The 18,767-nt window shown below is 56.3% G+C and carries 15 protein-coding genes; 9 read left to right on the plus strand and 6 right to left on the minus strand.

Annotated features, from left to right (window positions below; genetic code table 11):
- Window positions 1-316 precede the first annotated feature (316 nt).
- The 4 genes from JTM80_RS20465 to JTM80_RS20480 all read right to left on the minus strand — a co-directional run bounded on the left by JTM80_RS20465 (window position 317) and on the right by JTM80_RS20480 (window position 3,728).
- Complete coding sequence (locus JTM80_RS20465; RefSeq protein ID WP_172356514.1) at window positions 317-691, minus strand: group 1 truncated hemoglobin; 375 nt, start codon at window positions 689-691, stop codon at window positions 317-319.
- Between the two features lie 638 nt (window positions 692-1,329).
- Window positions 1,330-1,626, minus strand: a complete 297-nt coding sequence (locus JTM80_RS20470; protein ID WP_255548825.1) for a CsgG/HfaB family protein — start codon at window positions 1,624-1,626, stop codon at window positions 1,330-1,332.
- Window positions 1,627-1,842: 216 nt separating this feature from the next.
- Complete coding sequence (locus tag JTM80_RS20475; protein ID WP_225906694.1) at window positions 1,843-2,994, minus strand: IS110 family transposase; 1,152 nt, start codon at window positions 2,992-2,994, stop codon at window positions 1,843-1,845.
- 548 nt (window positions 2,995-3,542) lie between these two features.
- Window positions 3,543-3,728, minus strand: a complete 186-nt coding sequence (locus JTM80_RS20480; protein ID WP_172356510.1) for a hypothetical protein — start codon at window positions 3,726-3,728, stop codon at window positions 3,543-3,545.
- Window positions 3,729-3,973: 245 nt separating this feature from the next.
- On the opposite strand from JTM80_RS20480, the gene JTM80_RS20485 reads away from it, so the two are divergent.
- From JTM80_RS20485 to JTM80_RS20515, 7 genes are all read left to right on the plus strand, one after another.
- Complete coding sequence (locus tag JTM80_RS20485; protein ID WP_205370192.1) at window positions 3,974-4,354, plus strand: helix-turn-helix domain-containing protein; 381 nt, start codon at window positions 3,974-3,976, stop codon at window positions 4,352-4,354.
- An 18-nt stretch (window positions 4,355-4,372) separates the two neighbouring features.
- Window positions 4,373-5,436 (plus strand): ISKra4 family transposase gene (locus tag JTM80_RS20490; RefSeq protein ID WP_172355863.1). Its coding sequence is split into 2 segments (ribosomal slippage): window positions 4,373-4,529 and window positions 4,529-5,436, totalling 1,065 coding nucleotides; the frame shifts between segments, so codons are not numbered across the junction.
- Window positions 5,437-5,568: 132 nt separating this feature from the next.
- A complete protein-coding gene (locus tag JTM80_RS20495) occupies window positions 5,569-6,141 on the plus strand; it encodes an IS630 family transposase (RefSeq protein ID WP_205370193.1) in 573 nt (190 codons plus the stop codon).
- Between the two features lie 224 nt (window positions 6,142-6,365).
- The gene (locus tag JTM80_RS20500; RefSeq protein WP_205370194.1) at window positions 6,366-7,841 is read left to right on the plus strand and encodes a hypothetical protein; all 1,476 of its coding nucleotides are present in this window, start codon (window positions 6,366-6,368) and stop codon (window positions 7,839-7,841) included.
- A 454-nt stretch (window positions 7,842-8,295) separates the two neighbouring features.
- Entirely contained in the window at window positions 8,296-10,425 is a 2,130-nt protein-coding gene (locus tag JTM80_RS20505; protein ID WP_172356506.1) for a TIGR00300 family protein, read from the plus strand.
- An 86-nt stretch (window positions 10,426-10,511) separates the two neighbouring features.
- On the plus strand, window positions 10,512-11,372 hold the full coding sequence (locus JTM80_RS20510) for an alpha/beta fold hydrolase (RefSeq protein ID WP_205370195.1): 861 nt from the start codon (window positions 10,512-10,514) through the stop codon (window positions 11,370-11,372).
- 264 nt (window positions 11,373-11,636) lie between these two features.
- A complete protein-coding gene (locus JTM80_RS20515) occupies window positions 11,637-13,934 on the plus strand; it encodes a caspase family protein (RefSeq protein ID WP_205370196.1) in 2,298 nt (765 codons plus the stop codon).
- Between the two features lie 63 nt (window positions 13,935-13,997).
- Here JTM80_RS20515 and lepB read toward each other — a convergent pair whose 3' ends face one another.
- Window positions 13,998-14,609: a signal peptidase I gene (lepB, locus tag JTM80_RS20520; RefSeq protein WP_172356500.1), complete on the minus strand. Its 612-nt coding sequence runs from the start codon at window positions 14,607-14,609 to the stop codon at window positions 13,998-14,000.
- Between the two features lie 572 nt (window positions 14,610-15,181).
- Here lepB and JTM80_RS20525 point away from each other — a divergent pair.
- Both JTM80_RS20525 and JTM80_RS20530 read left to right on the plus strand, forming a co-directional pair.
- Window positions 15,182-16,528 (plus strand): dihydroorotase, encoded by a 1,347-nt coding sequence (locus JTM80_RS20525; protein WP_172356498.1) that lies wholly within the window; start codon window positions 15,182-15,184, stop codon window positions 16,526-16,528.
- Window positions 16,529-16,747: 219 nt separating this feature from the next.
- A complete protein-coding gene (locus JTM80_RS20530) occupies window positions 16,748-17,830 on the plus strand; it encodes a Gfo/Idh/MocA family protein (RefSeq protein WP_172356496.1) in 1,083 nt (360 codons plus the stop codon).
- Between the two features lie 59 nt (window positions 17,831-17,889).
- Here JTM80_RS20530 and JTM80_RS20535 read toward each other — a convergent pair whose 3' ends face one another.
- Window positions 17,890-18,534: an SH3 domain-containing protein gene (locus JTM80_RS20535; protein ID WP_172356494.1), complete on the minus strand. Its 645-nt coding sequence runs from the start codon at window positions 18,532-18,534 to the stop codon at window positions 17,890-17,892.
- Window positions 18,535-18,767 lie beyond the last annotated feature (233 nt).

The following is an 18,767-nucleotide window of genomic DNA, read 5'->3' on the forward strand; positions in this document are numbered from 1 at the left end:
GCGTTCTGAAAAGCGTTCTGAACAGTGTTCCGAAAAGTGTTCCGAAAATCATTCCACAGGAAGTTCCAAGGTTGCCATTGAGGGTACATGATGGGCATCGGGAAAGAGGACACAAATCAACTTTACAGAGTTAAAACCCGTTCACCCTGCCTCTTCACCCCAATTTTGCCAAATTCATCGCCAAGTTATTGCCTTTAGGACTTACGCAGTTGGACAATTTCTCGCGGGCTGCGCCCGCGAGAAATTGTCCAAAATCCAGAGAGCTTATCGCAAGTGCGTAAGTCCTGGCTTTCTTGGATCAAGTAATTCAAAACTTTTAGCGATTCAAAACATCGTTGCGATGGGCAACAGATCCCACAATTTCCACCACCTCGTCAATTAGGGCTTGGGGAACCTCTAGCTCGACCAGCGTGGCGACCAGATCTTCGGCGATCGCATCAAAATGGTGATCCGTTAACCCCATCTCCGCAACCAAGCTGCTGTGGGCATCTCTCATCGGCCGACCGTTCCAGTGATTAGCCCCCCCAAAGGCGTAGGTCATAAACGCTTTTTGATGGCGCTTTTGCTGTGCCATGTCTGTATGAGCAAAGAAGTGTTGAACCCGCTCGTCTGCCAAAACCTTCTCGTAAAACTTCTCGACTGCTAAATCCACCGCCGCCGCGCCACCCAGTTTTTCATACAGCGTGTTCATGGAAATGTCTCCTCTGGCAGGTTGTTTTTAATGTCCCATAAAGTATTTTGGAAAAGCCGAAATATTCAACAATGTTGACCTAATATCCAGAGCTTTCTGAATAGTCTGTATAGTCTGTGATAACTGTCCCTGTGCTAAGAACCACAAAAGGGTAGCTCGAATGGCCGCGCACTTTACGCTCCACTGCGAGGCATACCCCTCTTTCCTCTAGCAAGTCAGTGACTTAGGTACAGGCAGTCCGAGTTGGCTAGGGCGTGTTTTAAAACCCTCTGATCCCCCCTAGCCCCCCTTAACAAGGGGGGAACCGAGCCGGGCCACTCCGGAAGTCCCTCTTTTTAAGGAGGGGGATCGACTCAGGGCAATCAATGACCTAGAGAGCTTTAAAGAGAGTTTTAAAACAGTGCCTAGGTTCTGTTTGATCCCCCCAGCCCCCCTTAACAAGGGGGGAACCGAGCCGGGCCACTCCGGAAGTCCCCCTTTTTAAGGAGGGGGATCGACTCAGGGCAATCAATGACCTAGAGAGTTTTAAAACAGTGCCTAGGTTCTGTCTTAGAAGCTGGCTTTCCAGGCGCGTCGCGCTCAAAGCATCAAGCCCTCTCTTTGTGAGATACAAGCGAGATACACCTGGCGAGATACACCTAGCGATTCATATCCTCTACTAGGGAGGCAATCGCCTGCTCAACTGCCCGACTCATTAACTCATCTTCACGGTTTCTATCAGAGCCGCCGCCAATGCCGACGATGGAAACACTGGAAGAGCGATCGCCCGCCGAGCCTCTCCCACGCATTGTGTCCACGATAGCGCCATCTGCTGTGCTGATCATGCGAGCCGTTAACGCGACATTGGCAGTGGTTTCCCGCTGTCCTACGCCGATTCCTAAAAATCCACCCCCTGACCTTTCGGTAGATATATTAAACTCCGTGACCGAACCCATAATCACATAGTCAACGCCGAGTTCGCGGCCGATGGCAACGGCTGTTGATACGTCAGTAACATAGGCCCTGAGGGAGACGGAGTCAACAGTCAACCGTGAAAAGGTACTGAGTAAATTGATGCACAGACTCTAAACGCAGCAAACCATAAGCCAGCCCGAGGTTGGCTACATTGCATTAAATGTTTCATTCCTAAATACGTTCCATTTGTTGAACTGTCATGTGTCTTTTAGCGTAACTTGAACCCTAGAATTACTGCACTCACCTCCTGCACTCGTCGTCACTTCAGCAGCGCTTTGAACTAGCATTACCGCCAGTGGTGACCTCTTGCGCTGGAGCGCCGCCAGATAGCGGTCTTCGTCATAGGGCACTCGGTCTTGCCAGCAGCGCCAGAGAATCCGTCCCCACTTATACGCCAGAGCGCGAATCGCTTTGGGATGACTTTTGCCCGATCGCCGCTGCTGCTGATAGAACGCATTGGCCCACGATGAGTGCCGCCGCGACTGGTCAGCCCACTCTACAAAGGACTGCCGCAAGAACTTTGGACAACTCCAGCGCCAATGCGTCCAGCGTTTCTTGCCACTCTCCTCTTTGACCGGTGCAATGCCGATATAGCTCATAAACGCCTGGGCGCTGCCGAAGCGACTGCGGTCATCGCCAAACGCAATCAGTAGCCGGGGCGCAAGATGGGGTCCTGCTCCGGGTAAAGCATCGAAAAACGCCGCATCTGGCAAAGACTGAAACAATTGCTCAATCGTTTGATTTAACTCATCGAGTCGATGCAACAGCGCCTTGAGCTGAATCACCAGCGTTTGCACCAGCCATTGCATCGGTTCAACAATCCCTGGGTCTTCTGTCAGGGGGATGCCAGCGGTTTGGATTTGGTGAATGCGCCGCTCAATGGCGCTCCGGCGGATGACTCGATGAGACTGGAAGAACAGAGTCAATTCCTCAGCCGAAACCGCTTGGGCAGAGTGGAGGTCAGGGTATTGAGTGATAAAGTCACAAAACACTTGGGTGTCTTTATCCTCAAACCACTCCAGCACTTGAGGATAAAAGTTCTTCAAAGCAGCGGTGATGCGATTGGTCAGTCGTACCTTCTCTCCCACCAGCATGCGGCGGGATTCACTCCACTGCCGCAACGCTCGCAGTTCACAAGATGCGGCTTGCCACGGGGGGATCTTGTCTGGGTGCTTGAGCAGCAGCTCAATCAAAATCTGGGCATCTACGGGGTCTGATTTTGCTCGTGAGGGCTGAAAGGCTCGTCGATAGTTAGAAACCGTGCGCGGATTGATGGGAAACAGCACTAGGTTGTCGTACTGGCACAGCGCGTAAATCAGGTCCTCGCTTTTGCTCCAGGCAGATGGCAATTGGGCTGTTGCCGTATCGCTGTTGCAAGGTCGCAACCCAGTTGGCAATCTCTTGCGGTTGAGCGCCAATCACGCTGTATTCTCGCTGTGCGCTCTCGGGGTCGTACAGACAGATGTCGTGTTTGCGATCTGACCAGTCAATGCCGATGTAGGCGACAAAGGTTCTTTCCATCAGCTAAGTTGGGGATAGTTTGTTGTCTGGAACTGGGCTGCCTGCTTCTGAGCGAAGAGATTATGGAAGGTGTCTGTCACCACTCCCTGAGAATTCGTTGAAGGAAGCTGGTCAAGGTTGAGGCGATGCAATATGTTAGTAGACATCGAGATGTCTGACGTTGGATGGTCGTCCTCAATCCCTAGCCCAGTTCCTTTTCCTATTACCATTTCTCTGGCTCTTAGTGAGCTGTATGAGAGGAGCGAAGCGATATGTTAGTAGACATCTGACTGTCGCTCAATGCATGGTCGTCTCCTCTCTGTTGCGGTTCTGTCTCCCCATAAAAGCCCTGCCGTCTTCCGCCAACTATGCTGTTGTCTAGAACGATGTAGTCTCCTCAATCCACTAGGGCATCGACAATCAAATCGCTAATGCCCGATGCATTTCCCCGTCTCCAGTAAGACCAATAATAGTTAGTGTCGCTGGTTGCAGAATAGTCAAAATCCAGAACCACGACCCGCTGGCGCTCTCGTTTGGTTGCTTCGACTTGCATCGGAGCAGCAGTTGCGGGGGATGCAAGCATCAGCAAATCCATTCCCCCGATACACAAAGTTCCAGCAAACAGAATCGCAAGGCTAGATTGTAAGTGACTCATCGCTCTTTTGGGCATAGAAATTACAGAGTGAATACGGATATCGTGCGCGACGATCATGAGGGCAGGGCGATCGCCCTGCTTATTGCTGGCAAAGGGTTAACCCCGACTGTTGAGGATTTAGTATTCAACAGGTCAGGGTTTATATAGCAATTTCTAGCCTAGTGAGGCGTATTTTGATTAATCTATTCAGTGAATTTACTTTACCCTTAACTCAAATGCGACCCTACTCACTAGATCTTAGACAAAAAATTATTGATGTCTACATTGAAGGGAATACGTCGCAACGTCAAATCGCTCAACAATTTCGAGTTGCTTACAGTTTCGTGCGAAAGCTGATCAAACAATATCGGGAAACAGGTGAGATTGCCCCCAAACGCCGCACTGAGCAAACGCCAACCAAATTAAGTAATGAGCAACTAGAGATCCTAAAAACGATTGCTGAATCAAATCATGACGCGACATTGGCAGAGTTGTGTGACTTGCTGGAACAAAGGGTCGGTGGGGAGCATCCCACTTTCGCGAAAACAGTGCGAAGGGTGAGAATGGGAGGGTAGCCCCAGGGATGACTCACCATGACACCTGAAGACCAAAAGCGATTGGAAACTTGTACAGCAGAGATCGCCGAGATTTTGTATCGCAATAGCAACCGAGAGGGGCTCGATAGTCTAGAAGGCATCGAGCAGACTGTACGACGGCAAATGCTAGAGGAGGTGAGCCCTCGAGTTGCCCTTTTTTTGTCAACCAGAAAGCCTACCCCGCCCGAGGCCGGGTTCGCCGATTGAAGAGTTTGGTAGGGGTCCTTGAGATTCGTCAAAGTCAGGCAGAACGGTTAGGCGTAAAGGCTTACAGCCGTCTCAGTGGTGGCCTAGAGAAAGCCAACCTACGCTTAAGTGCCAACGAATCGTTTCAAGATGCAGAGGATGACATCGTAGCCCTGACCGGGATGCGGGTCGGGCACTCGACCCAGCAACGTCTGGTGGGGCGTCAGTCGTTCGAGTCTGCCGAGGCTAAACAAGGCGTCAGTGAGGTCAGCATTGATGGCGGCAAAGTCCGTCTGCGTGACCTGCTAGAGTCCGATAGCCCGTGGCGAGACTACAAAGCGGTGCGGGTGGAGGGGATTTATTACAACGCCTTCTTCCAAGACAATGACAGCTTGATTGATTATCTCAGCGCTCAACGCTTGCTCTCCCCACTGGTCTGTCTGGGCGATGGTCACGCTGGGGTGTGGAATCTGTTTGCTCAACTCACCACCGTTGAGACCCGTTGGGAAATCCTCGATTGGTACCATCTCAAAGAAAACCTCTACAAAGTCGGTGGGTCGCTCAAGCGCTTAGCAGCGGCGGAAATGCTGTTATGGCAAGGTCAAGTGGAAGCCGCCAGGGCCCTCTTTGCCGACTGTCGGCGCAAGCAAGCCCGCAATTTTGAAGCCTATCTGAGCACCCATCGCTCTCGCATCGTGAATTATGGGTTCTACCAGGCTGAGCAACTCTGTTCTATTGGATCAGGAGCCGTAGAATCGGCTGTCAAACAGATTGGGCGACGCCTCCAAATTTCGGGTGCTCGCTGGAATACGGCCTCCGTTAATGCCATGTTGAGTCTGCGCTGTGCCTACCTCAATGGACAGCTCGCCAGTTGACTGTTTCATCGAAAGTGGGATGCTCCTGGGTCGGTGTTCGGATTGGCGTTTCGACGATGTTTCGTATGTTAGAGAAACTGAACTTAACCCTTAAAAAAAACGCTGTATCCCGACAAAAAGGAAACTGAACGGGTGCAAATCGAACGAGTCAAATTTTGGCAACTGGTTCGAGGATTCCTGGCTCAAGACTTAATCTTTATTGACGAATCAGGAGTGAACCTGGCTTTGACTCGACTCCGGGCACGTGCCCCGAAAGGAAAACGAGCCCATGGTAAGCGTCCCAGCAAACGAGGGAAACGGGTCTCGATTCTTGGTGCAATTAGCCTTAAAAAGGTAATTACCTATTCCAATCTCATCGGTTCAGTCGATGGACTTACCTTTGAAGCCTTCATTTCCCAGAGACTCGTTCCTAAGTTGTGGAAAGGGGCATGTGTCATCATGGATAACTGCTCGATTCATCTTGGTGAAGAAGTTAGGAGGTTGATTGAGGATGCAGGTGCTAAACTGATGTTTCTACCGCCGTACTCGCCGGACTTTTCACCCATCGAGAATTGCTTTTCAAAGATTAAGAGTATTCTGCGCTCCCTTGGGGCACGGAGCTATCTTGATCTAGACAAAGCCATTGAGGAGTCCTTCTCCCAAGTGTCATTGAATGACCTACAGAATTGGTTCTCCCATTGCTGTTACTATGCCTCGCCAGAATGAAAAACGCTATAGCTCGCCAGATTTATCATTCCCGGATTGGACTGCTACTTCACAGAAGTTCTGCGTCGAGGAGACGCACTGGCAAACCTGCTGCCAATCTCTTCCCCCCGTGGCAGAGGAACCTCTGTTAGACCAAAACATTGCTTTTGCCGGAGGACAACCCGTGCATTTCGTACTTCAATAGGGTGGGAACTGAATGCGGGGCGGTAAGGCGTAAGGCAGGTATGGTCAATCCTTCCAGAACATCTTTTAAGGCAACTTTTAGAGCAAAAAGTCCGTCGCGGCCGCTGGTGCGCTGGCTGGATCGTGCAATGGCGCTGGTGGTGCTGCTGAACTTGCTGCTGGTGTTGGTAGATACGAGTTACATCCCGCTGCGCGACTACTACCTGCGATTTTTTCCGCAATTCACAGCCTGGTATGGCGAAACTTATAAAGGTATTGAGCCGCATCGCGTCACCGAGGGCTATTTGGAGCAGGCGGCCAAGCTATGGGACGCAGACTTGGGTTCGCCGGAGTCGGAGGCGCTGCTGAGAAATTTGCGCGATCGCAGCGATGAGCTAATCGACGAAAACCCCTTCAACCTGGCGGGCAAAACGGGGCAACTGGAGCGCCTCAAGCACCGGATGCGGCGGTTTGTGGGCACGGACTCGTCGCGGCAGGCGTTTCGCACCTTTTGGAGTCGTGCCTATCTGGAGCAGATTGGCGAAGACCGAGCGATCGCCTTTTTTGACCGCGAAATCGAGCCACTGCTCCAGCGCAACTACTATCGCGGTGTTGACGAAAACGGACGACCCATCGATCGCTTTTGGCGCATTGACCTCTGGTTTATGGGACTATTTGCGGTGGATCTGGGCCTCCGGCTGTGGCATCTCTACCATCGCTATCGCCGCACCAACTGGTTTGATGTGATCCTGTGGCGCTGGTATGACCTGCTGCTGTTTCTGCCGATTTGGCGATGGCTGCGCGTGATTCCGACGGTGGTTCGGCTGGATCAGTCGGGGCTGCTGCCGATACGATCGCTCCAAAGTCGGGTCAGTCTGGCGATCGCCAGCTACTTTGCCGTGCAACTGACCGAGGTTGTCGTGCTGCGGGTAATCGAACAGGCCCAAGACTTTTTGCGGCAGGGTGGGCTGACCAAGCTGCTGCTCAATCCCGACACGCGGATGCGATACGTAGACGTGACGGGCGTTAACGAAGTCGAAGAAATCGCCCGCCAAATCGCCCATCTCACTGTGCATCAGGTCTTGCCTGCCCTGCGCCCAGACATCGAAGCGCTGCTGCACTACACGCTGACCAGCGTCTTGGAGCAATCACCGGTCTATCGGGGGCTTAGCCGGATGCCGGGGGTCAACGCGCTGCCCCACCAGATGAGCGAGCGGCTGGTGTCTAATGCGACCCAAACGGCCTACGGCAGCCTAGTGACGGCGCTCGACGACCCCAAGGGCGTAGAGCTAACTCGAAATTTAGTTGATCGGGCGGGTAAAACCCTGCGGCAACAACTGCGCGAAGGCGACACATCTCGCGAGCTAGAAAACCTGCTGGCCGACCTACTAGAAGAAATCAAGATTAGCTACGTTCGCCAGATTTCGGAACAGGATATCGAAGCGCTGCGCGACAACAATCGCCACCTGTATGAAATTGCTCAGGCTGGCTTCTTGTCGCCCGATTTGGAACATTCCTCGGAATATTCCGATGCGTAAGTGTTTGCCGAATAATTTGCCAAATAATTTGTGGTCATGAATCGCGTGGGCAGTGATACCGGGCATTAATTCTGTCTAAACATGACAGGATTCAAAGCAATCGCTAAGAATATCCACACATCTTGACAATAGCCAGCACCCCTCACCAAGCGTACTAAAATGTTAGATCGACTTTGTGTCGTGACTGAATCCATAGAATAGACCGCGAAAAGACCCCGAAAACAGCCGTTGGGCAGCGCCAGTTAGCCCCTGCAAAGGCACGTAGATTCACTTGGATTCTAGATCCAGATATCCAGCTTTGTAGAGGCTGGTTGGGCGATCGCCCCTGCGACTGATTCCGATTGTTGCCAGGGCTTTGCCACAAGTCATGGCAAGCATAATCTACGCCAGCTAATCTCCGCCAGCTCATCTCTCCTTTAACCCCCAATCCTTAGTCCTTAACCCCTGACCTACCATGAACTCTGCCATTCGGTTTTTGATGTGCCCGCCCGACCACTACGACGTGGATTATGTGATTAATCCTTGGATGGAGGGCAATATCCACAAATCCTCGCGCGATCGCGCCGTTGAGCAGTGGCACGGGCTGTATCACCTAATCAAAGACCGGGCAGCGGTGGATCTAGTAAAGCCCCAGGTCGGGGTTCCCGACATGGTATTCACCGCCAACGCGGGGCTGGTGCTAGAAGATAAGGTCGTCCTCAGCCGCTTCTATCACAAAGAGCGCCAAGGTGAGGAGCCGTTTTTCAAGGCCTGGTTTGAAGAACAGGGCTACACGGTTTATGAACTACCCAAGGATTTGCCTTTTGAGGGGGCGGGCGATGCCCTACTGGATCGGGAAGGACGCTGGCTGTGGGCGGGCTATGGCTTCCGCTCGGAGCTAGATTCTCACCCGTTTTTGGCGAAATGGCTGGATATCGAAGTGCTGTCGCTGCGGCTGATGGACGAGCGCTTCTATCACCTCGACACCTGCTTTTGCCCGCTGACGGACGGCTACTTGCTGTATTACCCGCCCGCGTTTGATGCCTATTCTAACCGCCTGATCGAGATGCGCGTGCCCGCCCACAAGCGCATCGCTATTGAAGAGGCCGATGCGGTGAACTTTGCCTGCAACGCGGTCAATATCGACCGGGTGGTCATTATGAACAAGGCCAGCGACGGTCTGCGCCAGCGGATGCAGGATCTGGGCTTTGTGCTGTTGGAAACGCCGCTGACGGAGTTTATGAAGGCAGGCGGTGCGGCCAAGTGTCTGACGCTGCGGGTGACGGAGCCGCTGGAGCCGCTGCACCAGGCGATCGCCGCTGTGGAGAGCCGCGTGATTCAGCTAGAGGGACACTTGCTCGATTCGGGTCTGATCAACAATGCGCTGGATTTAATTGTGGAAAGCGGCGGCAGCTTCCAGGTGCTGAACTTCCGTCTGGGCGAACAGCGCCAGAGTACGTCGGCGGCGGAGGTGAAGGTGTCGGCTCCCTCCCACGACGTGATGGAGAGCATTATGTCGGGCTTGATCGACATGGGTGCAGTGCCTCAACCCCAGGAAGTGTGCGACAACCCGCTGGAAACCGTGACGCAGGACGGCGTTGCGCCCGACGATTTCTACGTCACCACGATTTACCCGACGGAGGTGCGGGTGAACTGTGAGTGGGTGCGCGTGCAGAACCAGCGCATGGACGGGGCGATCGTGGTGTCGCAAACACCGGAGGGCCCCAGGGCAGAGTGCAAGCTGCTGAGGGATCTGCGGGTGGGCGATCGCGTTGTGGTGGGGGTCGAGGGCATCCGCACCGTCCGCAAGCCCGATGCCCGCGACAGTCGAAACGGCAGCGGCTCTGGCGACAAGGAATTCAGCTTTATGGGGTCGGGCGTGTCGAGTGAGCGCCGCGTCGAGCTGGTGGTCGAGCAAATCGCCTGGGATCTGCGCCGGATTCGCGACCAAGGCGGCAAGGTGGTGGTGGTCGCTGGCCCCGTGGTGATTCACACAGGCGGCGGCGAACACTTGGCGCGATTAATCCGCGAGGGCTATGTACAGGCGCTGCTGGGCGGAAATGCGATCGCCGTTCACGATATTGAACAGGCGATGATGGGCACGTCGCTGGGTATGGACATGAAGCGGGGCGTGTCGGTGCGCGGCGGCCATCGCCACCACCTGAAGGCGATCAACACCATCCGTCGCTGCGGCAGTATTGCCAATGCAGTAGAACAGGGCGTGCTGACCAGCGGAATCTTCTACGAGTGCATCAAGCACCAGGTTCCTTTCTCGCTGGCGGGGTCGATTCGCGATGACGGCCCCCTGCCCGACACACAGATGGACTTGCTCAAAGCCCAGGCAGAATATGCCGAGCTAATTCGCGGCGCAGACCTGATTCTGATGCTGTCCTCCATGCTGCATTCCATCGGCGCGGGCAACATGACCCCGGCGGGCGTGAAGATGGTCTGCGTAGACATCAACCCGGCCGTGGTGACAAAGCTGAGCGATCGCGGCTCGGTAGAATCCGTTGGCGTGGTGACGGATGTGGGCTTGTTCCTCAGCCTGCTAAACCAGCAGTTGAGCAAGCTCACCAGCCCCTACCGTATTGCTCAGATGGTCTAGGAATCGGAGGGCGATTCCCGTCGGGATTGCTTCGCGAATCGCGCTCTCTGTTCTACCAGCCAGGAATCCTGCTGCTCCCAATGCCCATGTCCACGCCCCATCCGCTTACCATTCATACCCACGGCAGCGGCTACCCGGTGCTTTGTCTGCACGGACATCCCGGCGCAGGCAGCAGCATGGGCGTGTTTACCCAGCATTTGGGGCGGCGGTTTTGGGCGATCGCCCCTGATCTGCGCGGCTATGGCCAGAGCCGGGTGGCGCAGCCGTTTGTGATGGCGGATCATCTCACAGATCTGGAGGCGCTGCTGGATCGGCTCCAGATTCAGCGCTGTCTGGTGTTGGGCTGGTCGCTGGGGGGCATTTTGGCAATGGAACTGGCCCTGCGGCTGCCCGAACGGATTAGCGGGCTAATCCTGGTGGCGACGGCGGCCCATCCCCGCAGCAGCCACCCGACCATTTCCTGGCAGGACAATCTGTTGACGGGCGTGGCGGCGCTGATTAATTCGTGGCAGCCGGGAAACCGCTGGAATATTGAGCTATTTGCCAAGCGATCGCTGTTTCGCCACCTGATCCAACAGCACACGCGCACGGCCTACGAGTACATTGCCGCCGATGCCGTGTCTGCCTACCTAAACACGTCGCAGGCGGCGACTCGCGCCCTCAACCAGGCCATTCGCGCAGGCTATAACCGCGTGCCAGATTTGCCCAACATTCGGGTTCCGGCGCTGATGCTGGCGGCAGAGGGCGATCGCCACATCACGGCGCTTTCCAGCGAAGAAACCGCCCGCAAACTGCCCAACTGCGACTGGCAATGCTACGCCCGGGCCGCCCACCTGTTCCCCTGGGAAATCCCCCAGCAAATGCTGCAAGACATTGACGCTTGGCTAGCGCGGCATCCGGAGGTGGTTAGCCCCTCTGCACCGTTGGCAAACCCGCAAAGCTCCTGAAATCAGGAGTCATAATTCATCCTTCCGCCAGCGCCACGAAGAACGAACACTGCCGCAAGCCCCGTCCACACCTGGCTGGCAATCCAAACAGGACTTACGCACTTGTAAGTTTTCTGGGTTTTGGACGATTTCTCGCGGGCGCAGCCCGCGAGAAATCGTCCGACTGCGTGAGTCCTACCAAAATCCAAAACCCAAAACCCCAAATCCCTAACTTTGTCCCTCTGCCTGCTCAACAAAGGGAGGCTTTGATGCTGAAATAGAAGCATGGGGCTGACACGGCGCGAATTTTTGCAGCGGAGCAGTGGGGCGATCGCCATCGGTGGGGCGCTCGGCAGCGGCCTGTGGGCTTGGGGCGATCGCGCTGGGCAAGTGCTGGCCGCGCCAACCTCGCGCAAGCTAGCCCTGCTAATCGGCATCAGCCAGTATCCCGAAGCCGTGAGCGATATTCCCCCTGTGAAAGGCGGGCTGCTGCCAGGAGCGCTGACGGACGTGGAAATGCAGCGACAGGTGTTGCAGCACCGCTTTGGGTTTCAGCCTGCGGATATGGTAACGCTGACGGATGAGCAAGCCACCTGGGCAGGCATTACGGAGGCATTTCAAGCCCATTTGCTGGAGCAGGCGAAACCCGGCGATGTGGTGGTGGTTCACATCAGCGGGCTGGGCAGCCGAGTGCGCTCGGCGACCGATCCGGAGCAGCTCTGGGACAGCATCGTGCCCATCGATGGCGGCCTGCCCACGAGCGATCGCCCCCTGATTGCCGACCTCACCCGCGCAACGCTGGAGCAGTTGGTGCGATCGCTCCCCACCTCACAAGTGGTGACGCTGCTGGATTTGGGCTTCTCGAACCTGGGCACCTCGCTCCAGGGCAACCTCCGGATTCGGGCCCGCCCCAATGCGCCCACGGGCGACCTGCATCCCCAAGACCTCGCGCTGCAAGAGTCGCTGGGCGATCGCCTCCGGGCTGCCAAGGCAACTCTTTCGGGCCCGCTGCCGGGGCTATTCCTCACCGCTGCGGCCTCCGGCCAGGCGGCGCTAGAAGGTCGCTGGAGTGGCTTTAGTGCAGGTCTACTCACCTACGCCCTGACGCAATATCTCTGGGATGCCACCGTAGGCACGGCCCTCTCGACAGTGCTGACTCAAACCAGCAGCAGCATCAAGCGGCTGTCGGGCGCAAACCAGGAGCCACAGGCAAACGGTACGCTTAGCCGCGACGGAACCAGCGCCTATCCGCTTGTGCCTGCGGAAGCCGGAGCCGACGGGGTGATCCTGGTTGCGCCGGACTCTGCCCGGACGCTGCGCCTGTGGGCGGGCGGACTGCCACCGTCTGCCCTCAGCGCCTATAGCCCCGGTTCACTTTGGGAAACCCTCGGCAGTGCGCCGCAACTGCTGCGGGTGCAGGGCCGAGACGGGCTGACGCTGAAGGTTTTGCCCGTGATCGAGGGCGCGTCCGTAGAGCCAGGACAGCCCGTGCAAGAGCGGGTGCGCCTGCTGCCCCGCAGCGTGGGGCTGACCATCGCCCTCGACAGCAGCCTGGATCGGATCGAGCGGGTGGATGCCACTAGTGCATTTACGGCAGCGAAGGTGTCGCTGGTCAACGCGGGCGAACAGTCGGCCGACTATCTCTTTGGCAAGCGCCGGGCGGTGGAAACGACGGTAGCAGCGGTGTCGCTGTCAGAGTTGCCCAATCCAGCCGTGCAGACGGACGTGCCCCCGTCCCAGCCTGTGTTGGAGATGCCCAGTTCACCTGCAAGCCTGGATGGAAAGTATGGTCTGTTTTATCCGGGGTGTGTGCCGCTGGGCATTGAGCTATCCACAGCAGATGAAGCGGTGAAAACAGCGGTCAATCGCCTCACACCCCAACTGCGATCGCTCTTTGCCATGAAGCTGCTGCGGCTGACGGTGAATGCGTCGTCCTCGCGCCTCAGCGTGCGGGCGATTTTGGAACAGATGGGGCCAGGTTCCACCACCGCTCGCCCCCTGCCCATCGTGCAGCAAGAAACCGTTAGCATTCCCAACCGCCTCAGCAGCAAGCGCCTGGGGGCAGCGGTCGAATCCGGCGCATCCGTCCCCGCAGGCAGCACCCTCCGCTATCGGCTGCAAAACGCAGGCGACCAGCCGCTCTACGGCATGTTGATGGGGCTGGATAACACGGGCCAGGCGATCGCCCTGCCCCTGTCTACCAGCACCGAGCAGCCGCCGCTGTTGCCCGGATCGAGCCTAGCGCTGCCCGCCGAACCCTTTCCGGGCTGGGTCGTGCCCAATGTGCCCGGCCTGGCGGAAATCTTCCTCATTTTCAGCGTGGCTCCCTTTAGCCAGACGCTGGCCGGGCTGCCCATCGCCCCCGGAGCGACCCCCCGACAGGCGATCGCCCTCCCCAACCCCCTCGATGTGGCCCAGTCCATCCTGCAAGACCTGCACGATGCCAATTCTCACGATGCCACTTCTACAGACAGCCCTTCCTTAGGAAATTTTCCGAGCAATTTCCCAGGCGACTCCTACGCCTTGGACGTAACACGCTGGGCGACGCTGCACCTCATGTACCGGGTTGAAGCAACGGCTTAGCGGAAAGCCAGCGGACGAGACTGAACGAGATTGAACGAGGTTGAGTTCCAGGAAAATTGCTGGCTAATAGTTGGGTTGAGGCCCTAGTTCACCCAGACGATCGACTGGCCAGAAGCGCACCACCGCCCGTCCGATAATATTCTGGCGAGGCACATAGCCCCAGAAGTGGCTATCGTAGCTGTTGTTGCGGTTGTCGCCCAGCACTAGGAACGAATCTGCGGGTACAACCTCTGGGCCCCACTGATAATCAGGCGGTGACTGAATATAGTTTTCTTCGATGGGCTGGCCGTTGATCAACACGCGCCCGCCCGTCACCTGCACTGTTTCACCAGGCAGCCCAATCACCCGCTTGATGAAGGCCTCGTTGAGGCTAGGGTTTTGCTGCTTGAGCGCCTCAGTGGGGTGAAACACGATAATGTCGCCGCGTCGGGGCGGGTTGAAGTGATAGCTGATTTTTTCCACAATCAGGCGATCATTCACCTCCAGCGTCGGCAGCATGGACTCGGAAGGGATATATCGCGCTTCTGCCACAAAGGTGCGAATGCCCAGCGCCAGCACTATGCTCAGGCCAATCGTTTTGATCCCTTCCATGAGGGGGCTGTCGGCCTTGGGCTTTGGGGCAGCCTGCTCAGCAGGAGGCGTTTGAGGAGTGGGGGAATCAGATTGACTGGACATCTGCGAGTCTATGTAGTTAGTGGTTGATGTACTTGATGAGGTAAACGATGAGGTGAACTCAGAATCGGGTGAGCCTAGAAATCTGGAGACGGTCTAAGAGGGTGTTTGAAAAGATATCACCTGTAATGTTAAGCACTCAGAGATTCCCCCTAGCCCCCCTTAACAAGGGGGGAAACCGCCTTAAAGTCCCCCTTTTAAGGGGGATTTAGGGGGATCTTTCACGCTTTGCTACAAACAGTAGGACTTTTCAAACATCCTCTAAGACTAGGGATGTAACCCAAGTCAGCCGTAATTTCAGATGTATAGCCGTTAAGTACAGCCGTTACGGTTTATGTGGGTTAATGCACAATCATCACGATAGACCACTTTCCAGCAGACGACACCTTTTCTTTAATCCCAGTTTATCTGAGGAGCAGATGTACCTTTTAGCTCTGGCAGAGGCTAACACAGGTGTTCTGTTTGAAAAGTCAACACTAAAGTCAACTTTTCAGACAGCCGCTCACAAAATTGGGGCCGCGCCGATACAATCATTTCACGGTTTGGAAGGGGACACGAGGGATAGCAGGTAGCATATGGCAAGTTTAACAACTGCTCCACTGGTCATCCGCCAGGCGCAGGTCTTGCTGCCGGATGGAGCGATGGCGCTGCGAGATGTGCGTGTCGAGAATGGGGCGATCGCCCAAATTTCTCCAGACCTTCCCCCAACGCCGGACGACATCCTCATCGACGCAGCAGGGCTGACATTGTTGCCAGGGGCGATCGATCCGCAGGTGCATTTCCGCGAACCAGGGCTGGAGTACAAGGAAGACCTGTTCACCGCCAGTTGCGCTTGTGCCCAGGGCGGCATTACCTCGTTCCTGGAAATGCCCAACACGCGCCCGCTGACGATTACCCAGGACGCATTGGACGACAAGCTGCGCCGCGCTTCGGAGAAGTGCCTGGTCAACTACGGCTTTTTTATCGGTGCAACGCCGGAAAATCTGCCCGATCTGCGGACAGCCCATCCCGTCTGCGGCATCAAGGTCTTTATGGGGTCGATGCACGGGCCGCTGCTGGTAAATGACGACGATGCGCTGGAGCGAATTTTCTACCGCGACCTGAGCGACCCGAATTACGAAAATCGGCTGATTGCCGTCCATGCCGAAGACATGGCGAGAATCCTTCAGCGGCGCGAAAAGTATGCCGGGGTGAGCGATCCGGCGATTCATTCCGTGATTCAAGACAACGAGGCGGCGCTGATCGCCACGAAGCGGGCGCTGGTGCTGTCCAAAAAATATCAGCGGCGGCTCCACATTCTGCACCTGTCTACGGGTGAGGAGGCGGAACTGCTGCGGCAAGACAAGCCAGCCTGGGTGACGGCCGAAGTCACGCCCCAGCACTTGCTGCTGAATACCTACGCCTACGAAACCATCGGCACGCTGGCGCAGATGAACCCGCCGCTGCGATCGCCCCAGGACAATGCCATCCTCTGGCAAGCGCTGATAGACGGCGTGCTGGACTTCATCGCCACCGACCACGCCCCCCACACACTGGAGGAAAAAGCCCAGACCTATCCCAACACCCCCTCTGGGATGCCCGGTGTGGAAACCTCGCTGCCGCTGATGCTGACCCAAGCCGCCAAAGGACGCTGCACCGTCGCCCAGGTGATGAACTGGATGTCTACCGCCGTTGCCAAAGCCTACAAAATTCCCAACAAAGGGGCGATCGCCCCCGGCTACGATGCCGACCTAGTGCTGGTAGACCTTAGCACCTATCGCCCGGTGCAGCGAGAAACGCTGAAAACCAAATGCGGCTGGAGTCCCTTTGAGGGCTGGGATCTGACGGGCTGGCCGGTGGTCACAATTGTCGGCGGCCAAGTGGTTTTTGATCACGGCACGCTGAATACGGCAGTGCGAGGGCAGGCGCTGCGATTTGAGTGAGGAAGGAAAAAACGAAGAACGAAAAACGAAAAACGAAAAACAGAACCTCTTCGTTCTTCCCTCTTCGTTCTTCGTTCTTCCCTCTTCGTTCTTCGTTCTTCCCTCTTCGTTCTTCGTTCTTCCCTCTTCGTTCTTCCCTCTTCGTTCTTCGTTCTTCCCTCTTCCTCCAGCCCCCTTCTGCTATATCGTGAAAAAGGCAGATGAGCGGACGAACCTCGCATGACACTGTCGGAAATTGGCGTAGCCGTTGTGGGCACTGGGTTTGGGCAAAAGATCCACATTCCCGGTTTCCAGATTCATCATCAAACGAAATTGGTGGCGGTGCAGCACCGCGATCGCCCCAAGGCAGAGGCGATCGCCCAGACGCACGGCATCCCCCACGCTTGCCAAACGGTGGAAGAAATAGTAGCCCTACCAAAGGTGCAGGCAGTCAGCGTCACCACGCCCCCGTTCTTGCACTACGAGCAGGCGAAAACCGTGCTGAATGCAGGCAAGCATTTGCTGCTAGAAAAGCCCACAGCTCTGTCGCTGGCCGAGGCGGAGGAATTGCAGAATCTAGCCCAGTCCAAAGGGCTCGTTGCGGCGCTGGATTTTGAGTTCCGCTTTGTGCCCACCTGGATGCGGCTGGCAGAACTGCTGGCTGAAGGTTTTGTGGGGCAAAAGCGGCTGGTGAAGGTGGACTGGCTGGTGAGCGGTCGCGCTGATGCCAATCGCCCTTGGAACTGGTACGCCCGCAAAGATCAGGGCGGTGGGGCGCTGGGGGCGCTCGGTTCCCATACGTTCGACTATTTGCGCTGGCTCTTTGGCCCGGCGACGCGCCTCTGCGGCAGCCTCAGCACCACCATTCCCACCCGACCCGACCCAATCACGGGCGAGCCAAAACCCGTCGATTCGGACGATACCTGCCGCGTCTGGCTGGATCTGGCGGACGGAACGCCCGTGCAAATCACCCTTAGCACCGTCACGTTTCAGGGCCGTGGGCATTGGGTGGAGGTGTATGGCGATCGCGGTACGCTGATTCTCGGCAGCGATCATCAGACCGATTATGTCCACGGCTTCAAGCTCTGGGCTGCTCCAGCAGGGCAGTCGCTCCAGGAGGTCGAAATTCCCGATCGCCTCGCGTTTCCCCAAACCTACCCGGACGGTCGGCTTGCGCCGTTTCTGCGGGTGGTGGATAGCTGGGTGCGGGCGATCGCCCAGGAATCGTCACCCATGCCCACGCTGGCCGATGGGGTCTATTCGCAGCGGCTAATCGACCGCACCCACGAATCCCATCAAAAAGGGGGCTGGGTGAGCCTGTAGTGACCCGTCCAAACCCCCTAGTTTGTCATAGCAGGAGCGAACTAGCGACGAACCTGCCCCTACCGGCCGCTAAAGTTGCTGCGACCGTGGTCAATCCCAGAGCCAGTCACGCTGCAAAAACTGCGGCTGACCGACGTGCCGCCGCTGGTCTGGATGTTGCAAGTGCCAGACGCAGAAACCGTGCGATAGCCCATCTCAGAAGAGCGGAATTGGTTAATCTGAAGTTCCACCGCACCCTCAAAGTTGCTTCGCACCGTGCCAATGTACTCGACGTTGAAGCGCCCACCCGTGAGGCTAAAGGAACCGTTGCGGTTTTGGCGACCAATCACTAGCTGGGCCTCGCCGGAGCCATTGTAGCGGGCGTTGTCGATAGTGCCCGTGCCGCGAAATACATCGTTTGTGGGCGTGGGGGAGGGGGCAGGAGAGGGGGTAGTGGTGGAGAGGTATTGACCAAAGACCCAGCCTTCGCCGCCGCGCTCGCCCACCACAAAAGCCCAGTTGCCCTGGCGGCGGATAATCTCGACGCGATCGCCACGACGAAGCACAAAAGTGACTGGGAAGCTGGTGCCTGGGCCGCTGCGAACGTTTAGCTCATTGGCCGTCACCGTGGCAACTTGGGCCAGCGCAGCCGTTGCTGCAATGACCAGGGCTGAGCAGGCTGCAAGACCGCCTGCGATCCAGTGTTTTACACGCATATGAATCATCAATTCCTGTTTTTGAGAACACGACAAAACGAACGCTAACGGTTCGATAAAGGCGCAGTAGAATTAACCCAAAATCAACGCTTGTTACACAACGCTTGTCACACAACACCTTCAAACCAGCGCATACGCTGCGTGAACGTCCTGCGTCATACAAGCCGACTCTTGTGTTTGATAAGCGGTTTGATAAACCTGAAGCTGATCCTAAACGCTTAAACTTTACCAGATTTGCCCAA

It is taken from the genome of Thermoleptolyngbya sp. PKUAC-SCTB121 (assembly GCF_016919485.1).
GTDB lineage: Bacteria > Cyanobacteriota > Cyanobacteriia > Elainellales > Elainellaceae > Thermoleptolyngbya > Thermoleptolyngbya sichuanensis.